Origin of the sequence: Nocardia sp. NPDC004604 (assembly GCF_040609795.1) — a bacterium.
Taxonomy (GTDB): Bacteria; Actinomycetota; Actinomycetes; order Mycobacteriales; family Mycobacteriaceae; genus Nocardia.
Window position 1 is genome coordinate 20,804 of record NZ_JBEXLC010000053.1, and the last position, 21,163, is coordinate 41,966.

Genomic DNA, 21,163 nt, shown 5'->3' on the forward strand with positions numbered 1-21,163 from the left:
GCACAGGTGAGCAAACCGGGACGCTCACATTCGGTAGATTGGTTATTGAAATAATCAGATTATCGTTTGGATCACAGCCGATCCAGTGAGCCGAGTTCGCCACGTCGGGTCATGGTCATTGCCGGGCGTGGCGAAATCGGGGTTGCGCGAGGACACTGAAGACGTAGCGCCGAACTCGTCTCCAGGAGCAATGTGATGGCACCCGACCGGCCTTTCGGGATCGATCCGGAAGAATTCGAGCGCGCGTTACGGGAGGTGGGGATCGAATTCCGCGACCTCCTCGGAAAGGCCGGCGAGTACATCGATCGCGCAAGCGGAAGTACGCTGGCGTCGCTGCTCGGTCAGTTTGTTCAGCCGGAGCGTACGCGGCCGCCGCAGCCGGAGGGCGAGACCACCGGCGAGACCGGCAGTGGGGTGTGGGTCATCTACAGCATCGACGACGTCGGCGAGGCCAGGGTCGAGCAGGTTTTTCCGAGTGAGCTCGAGGCCTTGCGTGCGCATCGCGACAATACCGATGAACGCCGTCGCGTGCGGTTCCTGCCCTACGGCGTCCCGGCAACTGCGCTGGGCACGCCCTGACACAGGCTGTGGCCGCTCGCCTCTCGGGCTGATCAGTTCTCGGCATCGGGTACCGCCGAGTGGAGTGCAACCAGCTGACAGCGCACGAGTCCGCAGTCGAGCATTGTTCGCGACTCACGCTAGGACCAGCAATTTCTACTGGTACAGCGCGTGGGCGTAGTGATCAAGTCCCCCTCCGGACACTCAGATTTCTCCCTACTTGTATTTGGACATGCATGGCGTTTTCCTCCGCGCAGGAATGCCGCAGCCGACGCCTTGCGTAACGCGACGATCCGCTCTCCGGCGAATTCCGCGCTGTCAGGCGCGGTGCTAATACGACTGCAGTCGTGATGTGCGTCCGGCCCGGAGTTTGCAGCCGATCAGTAATGTTGGGGTCGCCGTGCGTAGCTCGCGGCAAACCGACTCGAGCGGATTCAGAGCTGTAACGTCGATTCGCGCCGCCCGCGCCAGTTCACCCCGTTCACGATGCGCCTGTGCTATAGCGGCAGTACATCTGATCAGCTGTCCCACCAGCAGAGATTCGACCGACGGATCGTGAACCTCCCTGCATAACTGGGCCAGGACCAACGCGGTCTGCGCAAGATCTGGCGCTGGCGTTCCGAGGGTGGGTGACCGCCAGCTTCCAGCCAGTGACGACATGCCGACCTCTTGCGCTGCCGCTGCGAACGGTCCGTCCGCATTGGGCTCTCTTCGCCGTGACCAGAGCGCCAGCACTCCAGAGATCCGATTTGCCACCCATCGCCATGCCGACCGATCATTGCCGGGAAAGCGCGCCAGTGTTCGATTGAAGTTCCGAGCATCAGCGAGTGCGTCCGTCCACAACGCCGGATCGCCCCAAAGCGCTGTTTCCCTGCTGGACGGCTCAACCGAGCGGGGCAGTTTCCATTCTGTCTGTGCGTCCGCTATAGCCTGCGCGTCGGCTTCCCATCCGTCTCGAAGATTGGGCAGGCTCAGACTGCCGCCCACTTCAAGATCAGTTACGGTGGGACCGAGGCGCGCGTTGTGGGGGTCACGCCACTGAGCAACGTATCCCGCGACATATCCATCGACAACATTGACTCGAGGCTCCAATTTCGTCCCGGTGGCTCGCATCCGGCGAATCCACTCCGCCTCGGAGAGGCTGACTACGGCCATGGCGCGGATCGTGTGCCGCAGCATCCGGTGGTCGGTCCCGACACTGTCCTCGAGCCGTTCGATTCTCGCCTGCATTTGCTCCTCGAAGCTCAAATGAGTTCCAGGCAGCCCGGGGTTCACCGACTTATAGATGCAGACGTTACAACCCGACAATGCCGCACGATCCCGTCAGAGTTGCAGCGATGACCTGGCTTGCCCAGAGCTGGCCACTTTCGCAGAAGCAGCCGCGGATACGTGGTTGCCTGCTGCCGGTCGTGTCATTGGGTATGGAGCTCATGTCTGCCGATGCTGTCAGCCGCGAGCAGTAACCGACCAATGTTGCGAAGAAGGTCGCAACCGCGGGCGTACGCGGTCGAGATCCAGTGGTCCCCACTCGATCCGACTACCGGTAGCAGTAGGAGTCGGAGGATGCGTCGCCGCCCTGGAGGCGCACCTGATGCACCCGCAGACCTCGAAAGTCCTCGTCGTGTGGGAAGAACGACTCCTCGATGGTCATTCCGCCGTCCGGATCGGTGTCTATCAGGGCCATCCAGGCGCCGACCCCATCCGGGTAGAACTGGTCGTCCCACGCGCTATAGAGCGAGTTGGTGAGGTAGACCCGCCGACCATTACGGCTGATCTCGACCATCTGGGGCCCGCCGGCAAGCGGCTGGTTCGGCGCGGCCGGGTGGGCGCTGCGGCCGACGATCCCGCCGAGCCGGATCGACCCGGTCTGTTTCGGGTCAGCCGGATTGCGCACGTCGAACTGCCGGAGTTCCCCGGTACCCCAGCACGAGACGTAGAGGTATGCGTCGTCGACCGACAGGTCGATGTCGGTGACCAGCGGCGGTACCGCGCCGAACGGTTTCAGTGCCGGCGGCAGCAGGTCGGGATCGGCCGGTTCGGCCGGAATGGTGATCACCTTGTCGACCGCCCACACACCACCATCGCGGTGCCAACGCCACACGGAGGCCGACAGATCCTCGGTCGAGATCACCACACCGACGAATCCCCAAGTGGCGTCCGGATCGTGCGAAGGGCGCAGCTCGAGTGGCATCTGGTACTGCTCGCCGAGATCGATCCGCTGCTGGTGCCGACCGGCGGCGAGGTCCCAGAAGTGGATCGCGTGACCGTACTTGTTGGCCAGCAGCAGCTCCGGCTTCAGCCCGTCCTCGATCATGGGCGGGGTGCCCCACTCGCTGCTGATCAGCGTGTTCTGGTTGAGATGCCACCAGGCGTCGTACGCGAAGTACTGCGGCCCACGGTCGGTCTCCCATTGCCGCAGCACATCGAACGTACCGTGATCGAGCAGCGCGATCCCGCCCGGCCCGTCCGATCCGTTTGCCCCGCCGAGGCAGGTCATGAACACACCGTCCGGCCCACAATGCAGCGTGTGTGGACGGGAGTAGCCGGCCTTGGCCGCGAGCTCGGAGCTGTCCACGATCTTGGACAGGGTGGGCTGGCGTGGGTCGGGCTGGGTATCGAATACATGCAGTCGTGACGAGCGCAGACCTGGCACGATCAGGTACCGCCGAGCCAGCCCCGCGCTGTGGTGGCCCTCATGCTTCAGCGCGCTGCTGCAGGCGTTCCAGCCGAAATGGTGCAGCTCGTTGCCCAGGTGCGGTACCTCGGTCCAGCCCACCACCCGGCCGTAGGTGGCAGAGCCCGGATCCACATCGACTACTGACAGCGCATCCGGCTTCTGTGCCGCGCCGTCGAATGCAACAACGTATGCGAGCCGCTCCGGTGGCGCGGCCGCCGCCTCCGCTGCGCTCCGATAGAAGGTCGGGTCCAAGTCTGAGTGATTCATTTCCAGCCTCCTTCATGTCGATAGGCGGAGACACACGCACCTCGCCCGATCTGGCGGTGCCGAGCGACTCGTATGGTCGCGTGCAGTAATCGCGCGGGCAGGCAGTTACCAGTCTCGGCCTTTCGACCTAGATCCACCAGCTACGGCCAGCGCAGCGGTCAGCTGGATGCATCACCGTGCAGCACACGGATCGCCTTGCCCGTGTCCGGATGGTGGGCTTCGAGGTCAGCCAGAGTCAGCACTGGAATGTCGATATGCTCGGCCTCGATTGCCCGAGAAAGGCACTACCGCATATCAGATAAGCCGGGCCGCAACACGGTGCAGATCAACCTACCGCTGTTCGAGGGCTCCGTGGAGCAACATATCGCCATGGAGATAACCGGTATCGAGATGGAGACATTCGATCGCGACCACAAGCTGCGACCGTACCGGCGCGTTTTCACCGGGCTGCCAACAGAATGGTTGGGTTCGACCGGACCGGGTGCGAGCAACAAATGACCGAATCCGGCCCCGAAGATCTCAAGGCGCGACATCGTGCAATGTGGGCACTGGGTGACTACCCGGCCGTCGCCACCGAAGTCATCCCTGGGCTGGGTCGACGTCTCGTCGAGGTCTGCCGTATCGGCCCGGGTCAGCGCGTGCTGGACATTGCGGCCGGATCCGGGAATGCAGCGATCCCGGCCGCGGAGACCGGTGCGGACGTGGTTGCGAGCGACCTCACGCCCGAACTGTTCGACGTGGGCCGGCGTCTCGCCGCCGCCCGGGGCGTCGACCTGCAGTGGCAGGAAGCCGACGCCGAGGCATTGCCCTACGCCGATGCCGAGTTCGACGCCGTGATCTCGTGCGTAGGCATCATGTTCGCGCCGTCCCACCAAGCGGCCGCGGACGAACTGGTGCGGGTCACCAAGCCGGGCGGCACGATCGGGCTGATCAACTGGACACCCACCGGTTTCATCGGACAGATGTTCGCCACCATGAAACCGTTCGCTCCGCCGCCCCCGCCCGGTGCGCTGCCGCCTCCGATGTGGGGCGACGAGACACATGTCCGGTCGCTCTTGGGTGATCGCGTCACCGACCTCGAGCTGCGACGCGAAAACGCAGTCATCGATCGCTTCGCCGACGGCGCCGAGTTCCGCGACTTCTTCAAGGCCTACTACGGACCGACCATCGCCGTGTACAAGGCCATTGCCGCGGAACCAGACCGGATTGCACGGTTGGACCGGGAACTCGCCGATCTCGCTTCCCAACACGACATGGGCAATGGGCGAATGGAGTGGGAGTACCTCTTGGTCACCGCACGCCGATCGGCCTGAACTGGGCGGCAGGCGCCAGGATCGCGCGCTCGAAAGTGGTCTGCGATGGGCGAATTCGGTTCGGGCGCGGTCGTCACCGGGGCTGGCCGCGGCCTCGGCATTCCCCTCCGGACGCGACTGAACACGAAAGCCGTTGCACTGCAACGGCTTTCGTCATTTACGGCGCAACGCCGACTGGAAACCCGAATCCCAGTTCGGATAGTTCGAGAAACCGCCGAACGCTTCCGCAAGCCCTACCTCGAACAAGCTCGGGATCTTCAGGACGTAATGGCGATAGCGATAACCGCATTTTTCTCTGCCGACGTCGCTGTGTCGAAATTAGACTGTTGATCAGCGCGATTGTCCGCTCGGTCACCGTGCGCAGGGGGTGGTTCGTCGAAGTGATCGACGATGACGTCGATTCGAGCTCGAGTTGCGCGTCTTGTGTTCTCCAACGTTTTCGATCTCCGCGGTCCAACTCCAGAGCGCCGTACGAACCGGGGGCCGCCGTCTCCGCAGCGTCGCACCCGATGAGCAGATCCGACGCTCTGTGCCTCCATGGAAAGAAGGTCGGCATGGCCACTACCACTAGTTTTCCCCATGGTCGTGATCTGCTTCGCGACCCGCGGTACAACCGCGGCACGGCATTCACCAGCGAGCAGCGGGTCTCGCTCGGGCTGCAGGGCCTGCTCCCGACGGGCGTTTTCTCGCTCGAACAACAGGTCGGTCGCGTCTACCAGCAGTACAGTTCGCAGCCCAGCGATCTGGCCAAGAACACGTTTCTCGCTGCATTGCACGATCGCAACGAGGTGCTCTACTACAAACTGCTCGAGGATCATCTGACCGAGATGCTCCCGGTCGTCTACGACCCCGTGATAGCGCAGGCAATCGAGCAATACAGCCACGAATTCCGTCGGCCCGACGGGGTGTACCTGTCGATCGACGCGATCGACGCAATCGAGCAGGCCTTTCGCAACTATGGCCTCGCCGCGGACGACGTAGACCTGGTGGTGGCGACCGACGCCGAGGAGATCCTGGGGATCGGCGACTGGGGGGCGAACGGGATGGACATCTCCATCGGCAAACTGGCCATCTACACCGCCGCTGCGGGTATCGACCCCGACCGGGTCATCCCGGTCATGCTCGACGTGGGAAGCGACCGTGAATCGCTGCTCAACGACCCGCTGTATGTGGGCAATCGCCACAGCCGGACGCGTGGCGAACGATACGACGCGTTCATCGACGCCTATGTGGAAAGTGCGAGCCGCCTATTCCCGCATGCGCTGTTGCATTTCGAGGATTTCGGACCGTCCAATGCGCGGCGGATTCTCGAGCGGTACCGGGACAAGGCCCGGGTCTTCAACGACGACATGCAGGGAACTGGTGCGATCACTCTGGCGGCAGTCCTGGCGGGTATGCGGGTCGCGGGCACGCGGGCGAGTGAACAGCGCGTTGTCGTATTCGGTGCGGGAACAGCGGGGGTCGGGATCGCCGACCAGCTGAGAACGGTCATGGTGCGCGACGGCCTGTCCGAGCGGGAGGCGACACGGCGGTTCTGGCTGGTCGACAAGCCGGGGTTGCTGGTCGATGACATGAACGACCTGCGCGACTACCAGAAGCCTTACGCCAGAACCCGTCCGGAGGTCGTCGGTCGGATCGACGGTAAGAGCGATCTGGCAGCGGTGGTCGCAGCGGTACACCCGACCATCCTGATCGGCACCTCGACGGTGGGCGGCGCCTTCACCGAGGCCGTCGTCCGCACGATGGCAGAAAATGTCGAACGCCCCATGATCTTCCCGCTCTCCAATCCGACCGAACGAATCGAAGCCCGGCCCGCCGACGCGATCCGGTGGACGGACGGACGCGGCCTCGTCGCGACCGGAACGCCGTGGGAGCCCGTCTCCTACAACGGAACCACCCACGAGATCGGTCAGGCCAACAACGCCCTCGTGTACCCGGGCATCGGTCTGGGCACAATCGTCTCGGCCGCCGATCATGTGACCGATGGAATGTTGTTCGCCGCTTCGGAAGCCATCGGTGGGATGGTGGACAGTGCGCGCAAGGGCGCCGGTCTGTTACCGAATGTCGAGAACCTGCGGGTCATGTCGGCGACGGTTGCCGTCGCAGTCGCCGAACAAGCCGTGCGGGACGGCGTCGCAAAGCCGTTGACCGACCCCGGCAGAGCCGTCCAGGACGCGATGTGGCATGCCAGCTACCCCGACTTGGCGGTGGCACCATGACCAGAGTCACCGATAACAGCATCCGCGATCGCACACAAGGCCGACGCAACCCAACGCCTACCGACCCGTGAACCTGGGTTCCCGGCGTTCGAGCATGGCGGAGACCGCTTCGTGGTGGTCGTCGGTCTGATGGGCGATGGCCTGTAGGGCAGCGGATAGTTCGAGCAGACTTTCCAGGCTCTGCCATTGGCCTTCGCGGAGTAGCTTTTTGGTCATCCGCAGCACCTGGGGTGGATTGGCGGCGACCCGGGCGGCCAGCGCGTGGGCCGCGTCGAGCAGTGCGTCGGGTTCGACGACCGCCGAGACCAGCCCCCAGTCCAGCGCCGTGGCGGCGTCGATCGGCTCGCCGGTGAATGCCATCTCGCTGGCGCGAGCCATGCCGACGGCCCGCGGAAGTAGCCAGGCACCGCCGTCACCCGGGATGATGCCGACCTTGGCAAAGCTCTCGGCGAATGTCGCGGTGTCGGCGGCAATACGCATATCGCACATGAGGGCCAGATCGCAGCCCGCGCCGATGGCGGGGCCATTGACCGCGGCGATGGTCGGAATTTCGCAGTGATACAGGGCCTTCGGGATGCGCTGGATCCCGTGCCGATATCCCTGCCGCAACTCGGCGGGTGCGCCGCCGAACATGCCGGTCCGGTCGTGCATGTGCTTGATATTGCCGCCCGACGAGAAGGCGGTACCGGCACCGGTCAGGATCGCCACCCGCACCGAGGGATCGGCGTTGGCGGCCGATACCGCCCGCTCGAGCGCATCCACCGTCTCGGCATCGGATATCGGGTTGCGGGCCTCAGGGTTGTTGAGGGTCCAGACGACGATGTCGCCGGTGCGCTCGATGAGGACGGGCTCACTCACGATCTACTCCTCGGGTGCGATAACGATCCGGACATCCACCGGAATTGTGCCGGTGCCCGAGGCGACGACGGCATCGAGGTCCAGTTCCGCGATCGCGCCGCGGGTGCACGTGATGGGCCTGCGCACATGCCATGCGCCCGCGTATCTGCTGGCCGACCTGCTCGGCATGGTGCGTGAGGACATCGCGCTGGTGACGGCACAGCTGGCGCCCTGACCGACGACCTGCGCCGGGTGCGTGCGGGAGATTGCTTCGTGGCCATGTCGATTCATCGCTATTCGACCGACACGGTGCGCGGCGTGGGCTCGGTCGGTCGGCGCCGATGTCGTCGCACTCCGCGGAAATTCGCTACCGCGGCGAGCTCGGACGGGACGCTCCGGCGGTCTGGCGTCGGCCGAGCGTGGGGATGACTGTCCTACTACCCCAGCGCTATTCCGACACGCCCTTTACACTCGCGAAGTAACCTACGCCGAACGAACCATGCCCTCAGCCGTGAAACCTGGGAGTAGACGATGTTTTCTCGATGGAAGAACACCGCCGCATGCGCGGCTGCACTGGTGAGCGCCGCCCTTCCGGTCGGCGCGGCCTCGACCGCGCAAGCAGCCCCACAGCAGTGCCCCGACATGTATGTCGTAGCGGTTCCCGGCACCTGGGAAACGTCGAAGTCCGAACCGGGCCAAGGGATGCTCGCCGCCGTCGCCAACGGCTTGCCCGGCAACGTCCAGACGGACTACGTCGCCTACGCGGCGACCGCGTTCCCTTGGGAAGGCGACGTGTACGGCCGCTCCAAACGAGAAGCCCTCGACAATGCCCGTGGCCTGGTCAGCGCGATGGCCCAGCGCTGTGGCGCAACACGATTCGCGCTGGTGGGCTACAGCCAGGGCGCGGACGCCGCCGGTGATCTCGCCGCCGAGATCGGCACCGGGCTCGGTGTCGTATCGCCGAACCGCGTGGAATTGGTCGGACTGATCTCCGACCCCCGCCGCTCCCCCACCGACAACCTCATCGGCCCGCCCGTCCTGGGCGCGGGCGCCGGTGGTCCACGCCTGGGCGGTTTCGGCTGGCTCACCCCGAAGACGTACACCTTCTGCGCCATAGGAGATCTGTACTGCGCAACTCCCGACGGCGACTTCGCTGCTCGCATCGCCGGATTCTTCGCCCAGATCTCCAACCCCGACCCCGCCCAGTTCGGTACCTATCAGCTGGAGGCGGGCAACCTCATCGCCGACGCCCTCGCCGCGGGTGGTCTCGGGCTGCTCAACGACCAGCTCAATAACTCGGCCTACGAACAGCGCAAACAGCAGATCGACGATTTCGTGAAGTCCGGGATCCACCAAAGCTACCCGCACTACGCGATCGGCCCCGGCGGCGCCACTCCGCTGACGTGGCTGCACCAACAGCTGATCGACGCGGCACGCAACTAGCCGCTTATGCGGTATCGGCGACCGACTGGCCGGTCGCCGATACCGCCGTCGCATTACGTCTTTCAGCAGACCCGATCTGCACGCTCATCGGCAAATATTCGCCGGACATGCGGTACGTCGCGCCATCAACCGGCCGATACCACAAAATCCGCTCCAACGAACAAGTCGACCACTGAGAAACGGTTGGTCGCACCGGATCCCATCGGTATGGAGCGCCACCAAAAGGCGGTCAACGACCGGTCGGCAGCTCCGCCGTTGGAGCATGCTGACGGCAGATGCCGACGAGGCCGTCCGCTCAGATCTGTTATCACCTACATCAAGGACATTGACAGGCATCAGCAGCACTGATAGTCGTAGGCTATGACCTATCCGGATGATTTCGATTTCGAAGCCGTCTACCAAGGCACAGGCGGCCCGTTCGGGCCGGGCGTCAAACCGCCGTGGAGTATCGGGGAACCCCAGCCCGAACTCGCCGCGCTGATCCAGCAGGGCAAATTCCATGGCGAAGTCCTCGATGTCGGATGCGGAGAGGCGGCGATCTCGCTGTATCTGGCCGGGCAGGGCTACACCACCGTGGGACTGGATCTGTCGCCGACCGCGATCGAGCTGGCCCGCGCCGAAGCCGCCCGGCGCGGCCTGGCCAACGCCTCCTTCGAGGTCGCCGATATCACTTCCTTTACCGGCTACGACGGCCGCTTCGGCACCATCGTCGACAGCACGCTGTTCCATTCGATCCCGGTCGAGTCGCGGGCGGGCTACCAGCAGTCGATTGTGCGCGCCGCCGCGCCTGGCGCGTCCTATTACGCGCTGGTTTTCGACCGGGCAGCCCTGCCCGATGCACCCGTGCCGGGGCCCGCGCCGGTCACCGCCGACGAGCTTCGGGAGGCGGTGGAGAAGTACTGGGTGGTCGATGAGATCAGACCGGCGCGGATCCATGGCGACCTGCCCGAAGGCGACATCGGTGTGTCTGCGGGCGGCCCGATGTTCCGGTTCGAGGGCATTCGCGACGAACCCACCGGCCGCAAGTCGGTTCCGGCCTGGCTGTTGAGCGCCCACCTCGGCTGATCCCGCCACAGCGAGGTCACAGGTGCGGGGCGCGCTGTTTCATGATCTCGGGTTGACCGAGAAGTACCGCACCGCCGCCCCAGCTCGATCGGAGACCGCGACTGCCCCGGTCCGAGGCCGGACCGGGGCAGCTCATGCCGGTGCTCGTTCAGGAGTGTTCGCTCACGACGTCGACAACCCAGACAATGCAGCAGCGGTCCCGCATCCGACAGGCGCCTCCGCCCCTTCGTCACCGAGGTCCTCCAGATTCGCCAGCGCATCGCGAGATCGCCGCTATCCGGCCGAGCGCAGCGTCTGCACAGATTTGAAGCATCGCCCGGTCGCTTCTGGCTCATTCATCCCCACTTCGATGGTGGTAGATATCTGGAACTTCCGGTTCTGTCCCAACAGGATTCGGCTCCCTCGATCATCGTCACTCACCTTTTCCGCCAGCGTTAATAGCTCGCGGCATCGAATAATGCTGTGCCGCACGGGATTCGGGTAGGTTCGACTAAAAGCAAAAGTAAATGCAGAGTTCCGCGCGGTCGGCCCCGCACAACTCCGATATACCACAAACGTCCACCCGACCTGCAGAGTTCATGGCTTGATGGAACATTCGCCCCCTGTGAGTGCATCAGCAGTCCTTCAGCAGGGCGATCCGACAACTTCGCGATCGACGTGACGCTCGAGCGGCGACAGCGGGACATCAATGTCCGATTCCCGAATTCTGTGGCAGTCGCATATCTTTCGCGGAAATCCGAGACCACCGATTACATCTTGTCGGACTTCGGCGGTCACTGCGATGGTTCGCGAAAGCTGACGCTGTACCGGTACACCCGCGAGCAATTAGCGGGGTCCGCACGTTTGCACAGAATTAACGTGGAAGGCACACGACCGCAGCCGACGGAACCCCGCAGGCCACTAAGCTCGATGACGCGTCCTCGACACGCACATCGGCATCACCGGAAGAGCGGAGCGGCTCGAACGGTTCGCAGCGCCCGCAGATACCGACCGACCACAAATGCGGCGCGGCACCATCACACCGCCCATTGAACTGAATCGGCAGTCTGTCCCGAACCATGCGACAACGCGGAGTCCCCATGTTCCACGCCGACTTGAAAACCGCCCGACACCTGGAAGCCCGCATCATGACACCGGGCCAACTCACCAGTGGCACATCCGCTGACCGAGCGACACCGTCGCAAAAGATTCCGCTCTCGCCCGACAACGGGCCATCCCGGCAGCTCAGCTCGCTCGATGTCCTGCTGCTCAATGCCGAATCACCCACCATGCTGCTCCACGTCGGGTCGGTCACGCTGCTGGAACCACCCACCACCGGTGACGCGCTGGATGTCACGGTACTGCGCCGGTTGATTGCGGGCCGACTACATCTGATCGCACCCCTGAGATGGCGATTGCGCACTGTTCCGTTGGGTCTGGACCTCCCCTATTGGGAAGACAGCGACACCATCGACCTCGGATATCACGTGCGCGATACGCGCCTGCCCGAGGGTTCGACCGACGTGGCGCTGGCCGATCTCGCCGCCCGCCTGCACGCGCAGCCGCTCGACCGAACTCGACCACTATGGGAATGCCACCTGATCTCGGGGCTGGCCGACGGCCGACAGGCCATCTACACCAAGGTGCACCATGCCCTGATCGATGGCGTATCCGGAGCGGAGGTCATGGCCGCAGTCTTCGATATCGTGCCCGAGTCCCAGCCCGTGCCGCCACCGCCCGACGGGCTCCGCTTGGCTCGAACGCCCAATCCCGCCGAAGTTCTCGGCCGCGGCATCGCACACACGATGACCCGCCAGGCCGATCGAGTACGCCTGCCGCTGCGCCTGGGACCGATGCTGCCGAACGCACTCACCGACATGCCCAAAGTAAATCCCGCACTGCCGGGCAACGGCCCCAACGGCACCGACCGGTCCTTCGCCTTCGCCTCGCTACCGCTCGACACTGTCAAACACATCAAGAACAGCTTCGGCGGCACCGTCAACGATGTGGTAATGACATTGTGCACCAGCGCATTTCGCCGCTGGCTCCTGGACAACGACGCACCGGCCGACGACCCGGCCGTGGCAGCGATCCCGGTATCGGTGCGCACCCAGGATCAACTCGGCACAGCGGGCAACCAGTTCTCCATCATGCTGTGCGAACTACCGATCGGCGAACACGACCCACAGCACCGCATGAAACTCACCCACGCCGCAATGCTCGCCGCCAAGGACCGCTTCCAAACCACCCCACCAGCCCTGCTGCACTATGCCACCGCGGCCCTACCACAGATCCTGCACGGTCTGGCCACCCGCCTACTCCTGCGCGTCGCCGCCCCCGCACTCCCCTTGGCCAACATGGTCGTCTCCAACGTGCCCGGACCGCAGATACCGTTGTACGCCGGGGGAATTCGGGTGGCAGGGAGCTACCCCATCTCCGTACTCACCGATCTGTCCGGCCCGCTCAACATCACCGTCATGTCCTACAACGGCCACCTCGACTTCGGCATTCTCGCCTGCACCGACGCCATCCCGGACGTCTGGAACTTCGCCACCTACTTACAAGAGGCACTCGCCGAACTAGTCGATTGCGCCCATTAGTTCGTCGGGGTTGCCAGGTGGTGGAGTCGTTGAGGTAGGCCCTGGCCATCGAGCCGTCCCCAAGTGCCTCCCCGCGTTCGAGGCCGCGGCCTCGCTCCAGCAAATTGCGGGCACCCGCTCCGACGCCAGCCTCACCTTCGTCAACGGCCACGCCCGCCCCAGCGCTCGATGCCCGGACCGATTCCGGCGGCATGGCACTCCATGCGATTCGCGCTGTGCCCCATTCCGTCCATGGCCTGTCGGCGATAGGCAGACAATATGACCGGGCGCTGGTATCCGGTGCGTCGTCTGTATGTGGTGCATTCGACGGAGAGGAGGCTGAGCATGACTCCGGCAAACAGTGGACACAAAGGTGAAGACACCTACGACGTTGTCGTCCTCGGTGCTGGTCCGGTGGGCCAGACCGCCGCCCAACGCGCCCGCGCCGCGGGGTTGAGCGTCGCCGTGGTGGAGCGGGAATTGGTCGGCGGTGAATGTTCGTATTGGGGTTGTATCCCGAGTAAGGCCCTGCTTCGTCCGGTCATCGCGGTGGCCGACGCGCACCGGGTCGATGGGGCACGGCAAGCGGTCTCCGGTGCGCTGGACGTGCCCGCGGTATTCGGTCGCCGCGACCGCTACGTGACCGATTGGGACGATACCGGGCAGGCGGACTGGGTGAAGAACATCGGCGCCGTGCTGCTCCGCGGTCACGGTCGCCTCGATGGCACCCGGCGAGTGGCTGTCGGCACCGAAGCGGGCGACCCGGTGGTCCTCGCGGCGCGGCAGGCGGTCGCGGTGTGCACCGGCAGCCGGGCGGCGGTACCGGATCTGCCCGGTATCGCGGAGGCGCGCCCGTGGACAAATCGCAACGGCACCGACAGCAGCCAGGTCCCCGCCCGGCTTGTTGTGGTGGGCGGCGGCCCGGTCGGCGTGGAGATGGCCACCGCCTGGCACGGCTTCGGCGCCGAGATCACCGTGCTGGCACGCACGCCGCGACTGCTGCCACGGATGGAACCGTTCGTCGGGGAACTGGTGGCCGATCGGTTCGCCGCCGATGGTGTCGAGATCCGCTTCGGTGTGTCGGTCAGCGCGGTGCGGCGCCCGGAGCCGCAGGGCCCGGTCACGCTGATGCTGGACGACGGCACCGAGATCGAGACCGATGAGGTGCTATTTGCCACCGGCCGCCTGCCCAACACCGACGACATCGGTCTGGATACCGTCGGACTGCCGCCGGGTGACTGGCTGGATGTGAACGACAGCTGTCAGGTGCGCGGTGTCGACGACGGCTGGCTTTTCGCGGCAGGCGACGTCAACCACCGCGCGCTGCTCACCCATCAAGGCAAATACCAGGCACGGATCATCGGGAACGTGATCGCCGCCCGTGCGGCCGGAAAGCCGGTGGTCGCGAGCGAGTGGGGCGCTTACACCGCGACGGCCGATGCCGGTGCGGTGCCGCAGGTGGTTTTCAGCGATCCGGAGGCCGCCGCGGTCGGGCTCACCGCCGAGCAAGCCGAGCGAGCCGGACACCGCGTGCGGGTCGTGGATGTCGAGATCGGCGATGTGGTCGCGGGGGCATACCTGTATGCCGATGGTTATCGTGGCCGGGCTCGCATGGTGGTCGATCTGGACCACAGCCATCTGCTCGGTGTCAGCTTCGTCGGTCCGGGAGTGGCCGAGTTGCTGCATTCGGCTACCGTCGCCGTGGCGGGTCAGGTGCCGATCGACCGCCTCTGGCATGCCGTTCCGTGTTTTCCCACCATCAGCGAGGTGTGGCTGCGCCTGCTCGAGGCCTACCGAGGCTAGCTCCCCGGCTGCCTGAAATCGGTGTCGGTGCGTGTCAACGGCCGTCTCGCCAGGCGAGTAGTTCCTTCAGGGGGCTGAGGTCGTAGCGGAAGACATCGCGTCGCGCCAGGCCCGGTAGTTCGGTGCTCCGCCGGGCCAGATGTACGCGCCGATACGAATATGACGAGTCATTGTCTGTCTGCTCCATTCCGGTAGATGGACGGGATGCGGGTCGACAGCGAAGTGTGAACCCGCATCTGCTGTCAACGCCGGATTCGGCGGCGGCTTCCCGACCCGCTGCAAGTTCTGCTTATCGCCGCGAGCGGCAGAACCGATGGCGAACCGGGATGTCCCGCAGCGGAATTCGGTTGGAACGGACTGCGGTGTCGGCGACATATCCGACGCCGGACGAATGGATCGATTCGACGAATACGAAATGAGGAGATGTGATGTCGGAACTGTCTGGACTCTCGGCCTTGGTTACCGGCGGCACCAGCGGAATCGGTCGAGCCACCGCGTTGACATTGGCTCGGCGCGGTGCTCGGGTGGCGCTGTCCGGGCGCAATGAGCAGCGCGGTAAGGAGGTGGTCGCCGAGATCGAGGCAATCGGGGGAACCGCAGTGTTCATCCCGGCAGACCTGCGGGGTGAGGCATCCGCGCGGGCGCTGGCCCGGGATGCGGTTGCCCGGCTCGGCCAGGTCGATGTGCTGGTCAACAATGCGGGCATCTATCCGTCCGGTCCGACGGCACAGATGACCGAAGCCGATTTCGACGCGGTGTACGCCATCAACGTCAAGGCGCCGTATTTCCTGGTCGCCGAACTCGCCCCGCAGATGGCCGCGCGCGGCCACGGCGCGATCGTCAACGTCACCACCATGGCCGCCGAATTCGGTATTGCGGGGACGAGCCTGTACGGGTCCAGCAAGGCGGCCGTTGCGTTGCTGACCAAGGCGTGGACCGCCGAGTACGGATCCCGCGGGGTACGGGTCAACGCGGTCAGCCCCGGACCCACCCGCACCGAGGGCACCGCGGCATACGACGGCCTCGACGAGCTCGCGGCGACCACACCGGCGGGACGCACGGGAACGCCGGAGGAAATCGCCGAAGCCATCGCCTTCCTGGCCGACAGCCGGGCGGAATTCGTCTACGGTGCGATCCTGCCGGTCGATGGCGGGCGCACCGCTATCTGACCGGGCACCGACGCGGGCATGACCCGCACCGCATAACCCGATCCCGACGACGGAAACCTTCGCCGTCGGTCCCGAACCGTACCGCGCGAGCCGATGCCTTGCCGGGTTCTTCAGCTACTCAACAGAATTCGCGGACGCATGAGGTCACGCAGCCAACCAACAGGGATCGAGTCCGCAGCAGAGACCGGCACCAAGTCTTCTGCCAGTAGTTCAGTGCGACCGCGGATTCGGCATTTGACGTCGCGGAACTCGTTGGTCAGGAGTTGGTCTCGGCCGGTGTCTGCACGGGTATTTCGCCGCCCAGCTCGTAGCCGCCGTTCAGCTGCAGTCTGTCTCCGCTCCAAAAGCGTCCAGGGTCGTACCAGTTGGGGCTGTGGTGCCGCGACAGCAGTCCCATCTCCTGGTATGTCGCGGCCACGACTTCCGCGCAGTACGCGTTCTCGAATTTTTGTGCGGCAGCCTGGCGAGACTTGTTGCGCGGCAGGCGCGCCCGGCCGCGTAGCCAGCGTCCAGCGAGAGCAGCGGTGGATGGGAACGGGGTGCCGTCGAGTCGGGCGATGGTGCGCAGCAGGCTGTCCTCCATCTCCCGGGTGGCCGGACGGCTCAACTGGCGCAGCCAGGTCTGCTGACCGTAGCGGTGTGCCCACACCAGCACGGCATCGCGCAGATTGTGCAGCTGGACGCCGCGGTGCACGACTCCCGACCACATATCGGGCAGCGATCGGCCGAGTTCCGCATGCCAGATCAGCGCGGGCAGATCGTCGATCACAACCGACATGCCCACATGGTTCACCGGACTGTTCGTCGTCATCCGGATCGCCCGGTCGGCGGCCGAATGACCACGGAACAGCCAGATGTCGCCGGTTCTGGTGAGCTCGAGTGCTCGGTCGAGACCGATGCCCGTACCCGTCATGGCCGTAGCCTATGCGGTATGAGGTGGTGGAAGGCAGTGGGATTGGCGGGTGCGGCCGGTGTAGTCGCGACCGGCGTGGTGATCGTGCGCGCCGAGCGCCGCCGCCGTGCCTACACCCCGGACCAGGTCCGCGAACAACTACACATGCGATTCGCCCAAGCGACCTCGGCCGGGGCAGCTGAAAGCCCCGCTCCGACACCGCAGGACGCTTCCGGTATCCGCGTGCGCATCCGACGTTTGTTTCGACGCCGACCACAGCCGGGGCGCCGACCTGGTTGAGGTCACGGGGTGGGCAAGACCGGCGGAACGTATTCGAACGTCCTTCCGAGCAACCACACGAGAAGCAGTACCACTGGCAAGTGGAACATGAACTGCAGGAACGTGAACCCGACGAGGTCTCGCGCCCGCAGTTTGAGCACTGCCAGCAGGGGCAGCATGAAGAACGGATTGATGAGGTTGGGCAATGCCTCGGCCACGTTGTAGATCTGGACCGTCCAGCCCAGGTTCATGTGGACATCGGTCGCTGCCTGCATGACGTAGGGGGCTTCGACCAGCCACTTTCCGCCGCCGGACGGGACGAAGACGCCCAGCACCACCGTGTAGATGGCGATGACGATGGCGAAGCCGCCACCGCCGCCGATGTTCGTGAAGAACTCCGCGAGGTGCTCGGAGACGGTAAGTCCGCCCCTGCCCTTCGCTTTGGTGAGTATCGCGGCCATGGCGGCGTACAGCGGGAACTGGACGAGAATGCCAGCCGTGGCGGGCACGGCGAGCGAGACGCCCTGCAAGAACTTGCGCGGCGTTCCGTGGAGCACCAGGCCGAGCATGAGGAAGACGAGCAGATAGCCGTTCAGGCTGCTGACAACGGTGAGTACCGGTTTGGTGACGAGCTGGGAGATCAACCAGCCTGCCGTCATCAGGCCAGCCAGGACCGGCAGGGTACGGCTGTACTCGAGCCATTCCCCCGGCCGCGAGCGTGGCGCCACTTGCGCGGGCTGGTCGTCCAGATCGACATCCAGGTCCTCGGCGGTCTTGATGGCCGCACCCTTCGGCGCCGAGAAGTGCGCGACCACCACGGTCAGCGCCATGATGATGGCGCACATGAGCAGGGACTGCCACGTGAAGATCGTGCGGCCGAAGTCGAGGACACCGGTGATCTTCAGTAGTGCCGGAGGCAGCGAGCCGGCGGTGGCCTGTAGTTGCGCGGCCGAGGAGGATATTCCCAACGCCCACACCGCGCCCAACCCCATGAACGCCGCCGCGCCGAGCGCGCGATAGTCCACGCGCAGATCGGTCCGACGGGCGATCGCCCGGGCCAGCAGACCGCCGAAAACCAAACTGAGTCCCCAGTTCAGAAACGATACCGACATGGCAAGGAACGCAACGAGACCGACTGCGCTGCTAGCGGTTTGCGGCACGGTGGCCAGCCGGTCGATCAGCCGGGCGACAGGCGGGGATGTCGCGACGACATATCCGGTGAGCACCACCATGGCCATCTGAAGAGTGAAAGCTGTCAGATCCCAGAAGCCATCACCGAACGCGTTTACCACCGTTTGTGGCGACGAGCCGTTGGCCAGTGCAGCGGCGGCCACAATGAATACGCCTGCGAGCGCGACCACATAGGCGTCCGGAAACCACTTCTCCGTCCACCCGGCGAGCGACTGCGCGACCCGCGCAAGGCCCTTTTCGGAGCTGGCTTCTTCGATGGTGGACGTCATCCAGTTATCCCTCTTCTTTCCACACACTGCGCGTGCGCATGTGACGCACCGCACAAGCTCGGTTGGTCAGTATTGGTGCCAATTTGTGTGTGGGGCAATAGGGAAATGCGCAGGTACCATCTGCAAAAGTGCAGAAACTGTCGGTGGTCTCGCACTCGACAAGCAATTAGCGGCTCGTCCCGCGCCGCGCTTATCCGACGAGCCTCGGATCCGTGAGCTGCCCGTCCGGCAACGCCCCGGTGACCTCAACCAATTTTGGCGACGGGTAACGTTTTCCATCGCATCGACTTCGGGAAGCACAGCGGCACAGCCAATTTCGAAGCACAAGCCGAAGTGATATCGACCGAGGGCAGATGCGGAGGGTTCTGTTGCGGCACAGGTGATCAGCGATCCGGCGCCCGCCGTTCAAATTCGATCACCCTGTGCTCACGACGCCCATTCGCCCGAATCCAGAATTCAACGGCGACTTTCGAGGGTCCTGCGGACCGGACAGAGGAGGTTAGCCGCCGCCGAGCCAGCGTTGCTGCAACCGCCAGTGGTTATCCCACCAAGCGCGGATGACCGCGGGATCCGCGTTCAACGGTGGTGGCGGGGATTCACCGGGAAAGAGCCAGTCGCCGTTCGACGACTCGGCGGTGGTCGAGGTCGGTGTCGACGACTCGGAGGTCGTGGCGGTGGTTGGTTCGGGCGGGTCCGTGGTTTCGGATGTGGGGGCGGAGGCGGTGCTGGGCGGGCGGTGTACCGGTGTCGGGGTCATGGTGGTCGACCAGCTCGCGGCCGACGTCGGTTCGATGGTGATGGGTTCGGACGAGGCTGTGGTCGGCGCGGGCTCGACCGTGATCGGCGCGGCTGGTGCGACGGATACGGACCTGCCCGGCGGCAGCGATTCCGTGGTCCGATTGACAACCTCCGACGGATGGTCGTCGCGGATCTGTGCCACCGCAATTCCGGACGCACCCAGCACGGTGGCGACGGCGGCAGCACCCAGGAGCAGTCGCCGGGTCCGGCCGCCATCGGCCGACACCACCTCCGGTAGATCTCGAAGCCGCTGGGCGGCGATCAGTGCCGCACCGCGCGCCGCGGCATCGGCGGGATCCGCAACCAGGATCACCGGCGCCTCGAATCCGAGTACCAGCATGGTCGCGATATCGGGATCCGCCGCACTCGAACCGCAGACGGCGACCGCGTCCGGTCGCATGTCGACCGAATCCAGCATCGGCAAGATCCGGCCGATCGTCTGCCCCGCGGTATCGGCGTCGACAGTGCCATAAGCCCATGAGCCGGCTGCCGATACCGCCTCCCGATCCGGTCCGAGCAGCACGAATGACGTGTGACCGTCCGCCATCTCCAATACGAGCACGGTGCCGAATTCGTCGAGTCCCGGCTCTTCTCGGGTCAGCACGGCCAGCGCCGACCGCTCCGAGACCAGTGACGATGACGCCCATCGTCCGCCCGCCAGCTGCGACACGATCAACCGCCGCTCGACCACCGACCGGTACACGATGGCTATGTCCTCGACCCGGGCACTGTCACCCAGAACTTCCGCGAAACCGTCAAGTACGCCAGTGATCGCAGCGCCGACCTCATCTTCATGCGGGCGTGCCGCAGACGACACGATCTCCGGTACCCCGTCCGCCAGCACGACCCCGCGTACCACCGTCCGCTCCGCTGATATCCCCACTGTGGCCATGCCGAACACCCTTTACTCGGTAAGGACTCTCCGGACTCTCCTCTGTCATTCGCAACGGACGCGTCAACCGACTGCACGTCTGCCCGGCTTCCTCCGGTACATCGCCAGCACTGTCGGCTTCCGCGTTCCCGACCACCAGCGTTCACCTGTTTGCGCAGATCGCCGCTTCGGCACGCCGAGTGAGATCAGATTCGGTGCCGTCACCGAGCCCTGGGCCGCCTGCGTCCTTCCCAACCATGAAGTCTCCTCGCCCCGTTCGAGTGGTTCGGATGGTCGAACATGGAGTCCAGTCGATCCGAGGAAGGTCATATGGAACCCAGCGGCACAAGGATTCTCGACGTTGTGGGCAGCCGTCGGATGGCGTTGGCGGCGTTGGCGACGATCACGGGGTTCTACTACCTGTTCGTCGCATTCACCAACTGCGTGGACACCGATACCAACCGAAACGCGGTCGCCGCTGTGCTGTCGATGAAATCGACGATCCACAATGCCGGAACCGATTGGCGAGCGATCACGAATAGCAGCGTCGCCCTCATCGCCTACATCCTGATCGTCATCTGGGAATTTCTGATCGCCTTCGTACTGCTGGCGGCCGCAGCGGTATGGGGCCGAGTACTGACCGGACGGCCGCGCCGACTTCGAGCGGGTCTCGACACGGCGGTGAAACTGTCGAGCCTGGGCTGGACCATGGCAATGCTGCTGTTCGCGGGCGGGTTCCTCACGATCGCGGGCGAATGGTTCCGGATGTGGGCCAACAAGCAGGTGAACGCATCATCGGCGGCGCTGCAGAACTTCCTGATCGCCGCCGTCGGCCTGATCCTCGTTCACCTTCCGGACTCGAACACACCGCGGGATACGCCCGCGTGACGCGGGTGCAGCCGCAGGACAGAGAGCCGCAGTCGAGGACGAAAGCCACCGCGGTGGACCAGGTGT

The 21,163-nt window shown here is 64.9% G+C and carries 20 protein-coding genes; 12 read left to right on the top strand and 8 right to left on the bottom strand.

Going from position 1 to position 21,163, the window contains the following annotated elements; genetic code table 11:
- Positions 1–195 precede the first annotated feature (195 nt).
- Positions 196–579: a hypothetical protein gene (locus tag ABZW16_RS20260; RefSeq protein WP_354957477.1), complete on the top strand. Its 384-nt coding sequence runs from the start codon at positions 196–198 to the stop codon at positions 577–579.
- 309 nt (positions 580–888) lie between these two features.
- On the opposite strand, the gene ABZW16_RS20265 is transcribed toward ABZW16_RS20260, so the two are convergent.
- Together ABZW16_RS20265 and ABZW16_RS20270 are read right to left on the bottom strand one after the other, a co-directional pair.
- Positions 889–1,806: a hypothetical protein gene (locus ABZW16_RS20265; RefSeq protein ID WP_354957478.1), complete on the bottom strand. Its 918-nt coding sequence runs from the start codon at positions 1,804–1,806 to the stop codon at positions 889–891.
- A 289-nt stretch (positions 1,807–2,095) separates the two neighbouring features.
- Complete coding sequence (locus ABZW16_RS20270) at positions 2,096–3,502, bottom strand: selenium-binding protein SBP56-related protein (RefSeq protein ID WP_354957479.1); 1,407 nt, start codon at positions 3,500–3,502, stop codon at positions 2,096–2,098.
- A gap of 494 nt (positions 3,503–3,996) precedes the next feature.
- Between ABZW16_RS20270 and ABZW16_RS20275 the strand changes: the two genes are divergently transcribed.
- The 3 genes from ABZW16_RS20275 (at position 3,997) to ABZW16_RS20285 (ending at position 7,034) form a co-directional block, all read left to right on the top strand.
- Positions 3,997–4,815 carry a class I SAM-dependent methyltransferase gene (locus ABZW16_RS20275; RefSeq protein WP_354957480.1) on the top strand — a complete coding sequence of 273 codons (819 nt, stop codon included), beginning with the start codon at positions 3,997–3,999 and terminating at the stop codon, positions 4,813–4,815.
- A gap of 45 nt (positions 4,816–4,860) precedes the next feature.
- Positions 4,861–5,145 (top strand): hypothetical protein, encoded by a 285-nt coding sequence (locus ABZW16_RS20280; protein ID WP_354957481.1) that lies wholly within the window; start codon positions 4,861–4,863, stop codon positions 5,143–5,145.
- Positions 5,146–5,369: 224 nt separating this feature from the next.
- Complete coding sequence (locus ABZW16_RS20285; RefSeq protein ID WP_354957482.1) at positions 5,370–7,034, top strand: NAD-dependent malic enzyme; 1,665 nt, start codon at positions 5,370–5,372, stop codon at positions 7,032–7,034.
- A gap of 57 nt (positions 7,035–7,091) precedes the next feature.
- On the opposite strand, the gene ABZW16_RS20290 is transcribed toward ABZW16_RS20285, so the two are convergent.
- Positions 7,092–7,892 carry a crotonase/enoyl-CoA hydratase family protein gene (locus ABZW16_RS20290; protein ID WP_354957483.1) on the bottom strand — a complete coding sequence of 267 codons (801 nt, stop codon included), beginning with the start codon at positions 7,890–7,892 and terminating at the stop codon, positions 7,092–7,094.
- On the opposite strand from ABZW16_RS20290, the gene ABZW16_RS20295 reads away from it, so the two are divergent.
- Both ABZW16_RS20295 and ABZW16_RS20300 read left to right on the top strand, forming a co-directional pair.
- The gene (locus tag ABZW16_RS20295) at positions 7,873–8,106 is read left to right on the top strand and encodes a hypothetical protein (RefSeq protein WP_354957484.1); all 234 of its coding nucleotides are present in this window, start codon (positions 7,873–7,875) and stop codon (positions 8,104–8,106) included. The genes ABZW16_RS20290 and ABZW16_RS20295 overlap by 20 nt on opposite strands.
- Positions 8,107–8,402: 296 nt before the next feature.
- Positions 8,403–9,314, top strand: coding sequence for a cutinase family protein (locus tag ABZW16_RS20300; protein ID WP_354957485.1), 912 nt, complete (start codon positions 8,403–8,405; stop codon positions 9,312–9,314).
- Between the two features lie 4 nt (positions 9,315–9,318).
- Here ABZW16_RS20300 and ABZW16_RS20305 read toward each other — a convergent pair whose 3' ends face one another.
- The gene (locus tag ABZW16_RS20305) at positions 9,319–9,471 is read right to left on the bottom strand and encodes a hypothetical protein (RefSeq protein ID WP_354957486.1); all 153 of its coding nucleotides are present in this window, start codon (positions 9,469–9,471) and stop codon (positions 9,319–9,321) included.
- 203 nt (positions 9,472–9,674) lie between these two features.
- Between ABZW16_RS20305 and ABZW16_RS20310 the strand changes: the two genes are divergently transcribed.
- The 3 genes from ABZW16_RS20310 to ABZW16_RS20320 all read left to right on the top strand — a co-directional run bounded on the left by ABZW16_RS20310 (position 9,675) and on the right by ABZW16_RS20320 (position 14,740).
- Complete coding sequence (locus ABZW16_RS20310) at positions 9,675–10,379, top strand: class I SAM-dependent methyltransferase (protein WP_354957487.1); 705 nt, start codon at positions 9,675–9,677, stop codon at positions 10,377–10,379.
- 1,079 nt (positions 10,380–11,458) lie between these two features.
- Complete coding sequence (locus ABZW16_RS20315; protein ID WP_354957488.1) at positions 11,459–12,958, top strand: wax ester/triacylglycerol synthase family O-acyltransferase; 1,500 nt, start codon at positions 11,459–11,461, stop codon at positions 12,956–12,958.
- 324 nt (positions 12,959–13,282) lie between these two features.
- Positions 13,283–14,740: an NAD(P)/FAD-dependent oxidoreductase gene (locus ABZW16_RS20320; RefSeq protein ID WP_354957489.1), complete on the top strand. Its 1,458-nt coding sequence runs from the start codon at positions 13,283–13,285 to the stop codon at positions 14,738–14,740.
- A 34-nt stretch (positions 14,741–14,774) separates the two neighbouring features.
- Here ABZW16_RS20320 and ABZW16_RS20325 read toward each other — a convergent pair whose 3' ends face one another.
- Complete coding sequence (locus tag ABZW16_RS20325) at positions 14,775–14,927, bottom strand: hypothetical protein (RefSeq protein WP_354957490.1); 153 nt, start codon at positions 14,925–14,927, stop codon at positions 14,775–14,777.
- A 241-nt stretch (positions 14,928–15,168) separates the two neighbouring features.
- Here ABZW16_RS20325 and ABZW16_RS20330 point away from each other — a divergent pair, with 241 nt between their 5' ends.
- Positions 15,169–15,909: an SDR family oxidoreductase gene (locus tag ABZW16_RS20330; RefSeq protein WP_354957491.1), complete on the top strand. Its 741-nt coding sequence runs from the start codon at positions 15,169–15,171 to the stop codon at positions 15,907–15,909.
- A 256-nt stretch (positions 15,910–16,165) separates the two neighbouring features.
- Here ABZW16_RS20330 and ABZW16_RS20335 read toward each other — a convergent pair whose 3' ends face one another.
- Positions 16,166–16,822, bottom strand: coding sequence for a hypothetical protein (locus ABZW16_RS20335; RefSeq protein ID WP_354957492.1), 657 nt, complete (start codon positions 16,820–16,822; stop codon positions 16,166–16,168).
- An 18-nt stretch (positions 16,823–16,840) separates the two neighbouring features.
- Between ABZW16_RS20335 and ABZW16_RS20340 the strand changes: the two genes are divergently transcribed.
- A complete protein-coding gene (locus tag ABZW16_RS20340; RefSeq protein WP_354957493.1) occupies positions 16,841–17,101 on the top strand; it encodes a hypothetical protein in 261 nt (86 codons plus the stop codon).
- Positions 17,102–17,103: 2 nt separating this feature from the next.
- Here ABZW16_RS20340 and ABZW16_RS20345 read toward each other — a convergent pair whose 3' ends face one another.
- Together ABZW16_RS20345 and ABZW16_RS20350 are read right to left on the bottom strand one after the other, a co-directional pair.
- On the bottom strand, positions 17,104–18,540 hold the full coding sequence (locus tag ABZW16_RS20345) for a TIGR00366 family protein (protein WP_354957494.1): 1,437 nt from the start codon (positions 18,538–18,540) through the stop codon (positions 17,104–17,106).
- 499 nt (positions 18,541–19,039) lie between these two features.
- Complete coding sequence (locus tag ABZW16_RS20350) at positions 19,040–20,230, bottom strand: hypothetical protein (RefSeq protein ID WP_354957495.1); 1,191 nt, start codon at positions 20,228–20,230, stop codon at positions 19,040–19,042.
- Positions 20,231–20,539: 309 nt separating this feature from the next.
- Between ABZW16_RS20350 and ABZW16_RS20355 the strand changes: the two genes are divergently transcribed.
- Positions 20,540–21,097, top strand: coding sequence for a DUF2165 domain-containing protein (locus tag ABZW16_RS20355; protein WP_354957496.1), 558 nt, complete (start codon positions 20,540–20,542; stop codon positions 21,095–21,097).
- The last annotated feature ends 66 nt before the right edge of the window (positions 21,098–21,163 follow it).

Excerpts from the sequence above, each read along its gene's own strand:
- ABZW16_RS20260 (WP_354957477.1), top strand. The coding sequence starts at position 196 with ATGGCACCCGACCGGCCTTTCGGGATCGATCCGGAAGAATTCGAGCGC.
- ABZW16_RS20270 (WP_354957479.1), bottom strand. The coding sequence starts at position 3,502 with ATGAATCACTCAGACTTGGACCCGACCTTCTATCGGAGCGCAGCGGAG.
- ABZW16_RS20275 (WP_354957480.1), top strand. The coding sequence starts at position 3,997 with ATGACCGAATCCGGCCCCGAAGATCTCAAGGCGCGACATCGTGCAATG.
- ABZW16_RS20280 (WP_354957481.1), top strand. The coding sequence starts at position 4,861 with ATGGGCGAATTCGGTTCGGGCGCGGTCGTCACCGGGGCTGGCCGCGGC.
- ABZW16_RS20285 (WP_354957482.1), top strand. The coding sequence starts at position 5,370 with ATGGCCACTACCACTAGTTTTCCCCATGGTCGTGATCTGCTTCGCGAC.
- ABZW16_RS20295 (WP_354957484.1), top strand. The coding sequence starts at position 7,873 with ATGAGGACGGGCTCACTCACGATCTACTCCTCGGGTGCGATAACGATC.
- ABZW16_RS20300 (WP_354957485.1), top strand. The coding sequence starts at position 8,403 with ATGTTTTCTCGATGGAAGAACACCGCCGCATGCGCGGCTGCACTGGTG.
- ABZW16_RS20310 (WP_354957487.1), top strand. The coding sequence starts at position 9,675 with ATGACCTATCCGGATGATTTCGATTTCGAAGCCGTCTACCAAGGCACA.
- ABZW16_RS20315 (WP_354957488.1), top strand. The coding sequence starts at position 11,459 with ATGTTCCACGCCGACTTGAAAACCGCCCGACACCTGGAAGCCCGCATC.
- ABZW16_RS20320 (WP_354957489.1), top strand. The coding sequence starts at position 13,283 with ATGACTCCGGCAAACAGTGGACACAAAGGTGAAGACACCTACGACGTT.
- ABZW16_RS20325 (WP_354957490.1), bottom strand. The coding sequence starts at position 14,927 with ATGGAGCAGACAGACAATGACTCGTCATATTCGTATCGGCGCGTACAT.
- ABZW16_RS20330 (WP_354957491.1), top strand. The coding sequence starts at position 15,169 with ATGTCGGAACTGTCTGGACTCTCGGCCTTGGTTACCGGCGGCACCAGC.
- ABZW16_RS20335 (WP_354957492.1), bottom strand. The coding sequence starts at position 16,822 with ATGACGGGTACGGGCATCGGTCTCGACCGAGCACTCGAGCTCACCAGA.
- ABZW16_RS20340 (WP_354957493.1), top strand. The coding sequence starts at position 16,841 with ATGAGGTGGTGGAAGGCAGTGGGATTGGCGGGTGCGGCCGGTGTAGTC.
- ABZW16_RS20345 (WP_354957494.1), bottom strand. The coding sequence starts at position 18,540 with ATGACGTCCACCATCGAAGAAGCCAGCTCCGAAAAGGGCCTTGCGCGG.
- ABZW16_RS20350 (WP_354957495.1), bottom strand. The coding sequence starts at position 20,230 with ATGGCCACAGTGGGGATATCAGCGGAGCGGACGGTGGTACGCGGGGTC.
- ABZW16_RS20355 (WP_354957496.1), top strand. The coding sequence starts at position 20,540 with ATGGAACCCAGCGGCACAAGGATTCTCGACGTTGTGGGCAGCCGTCGG.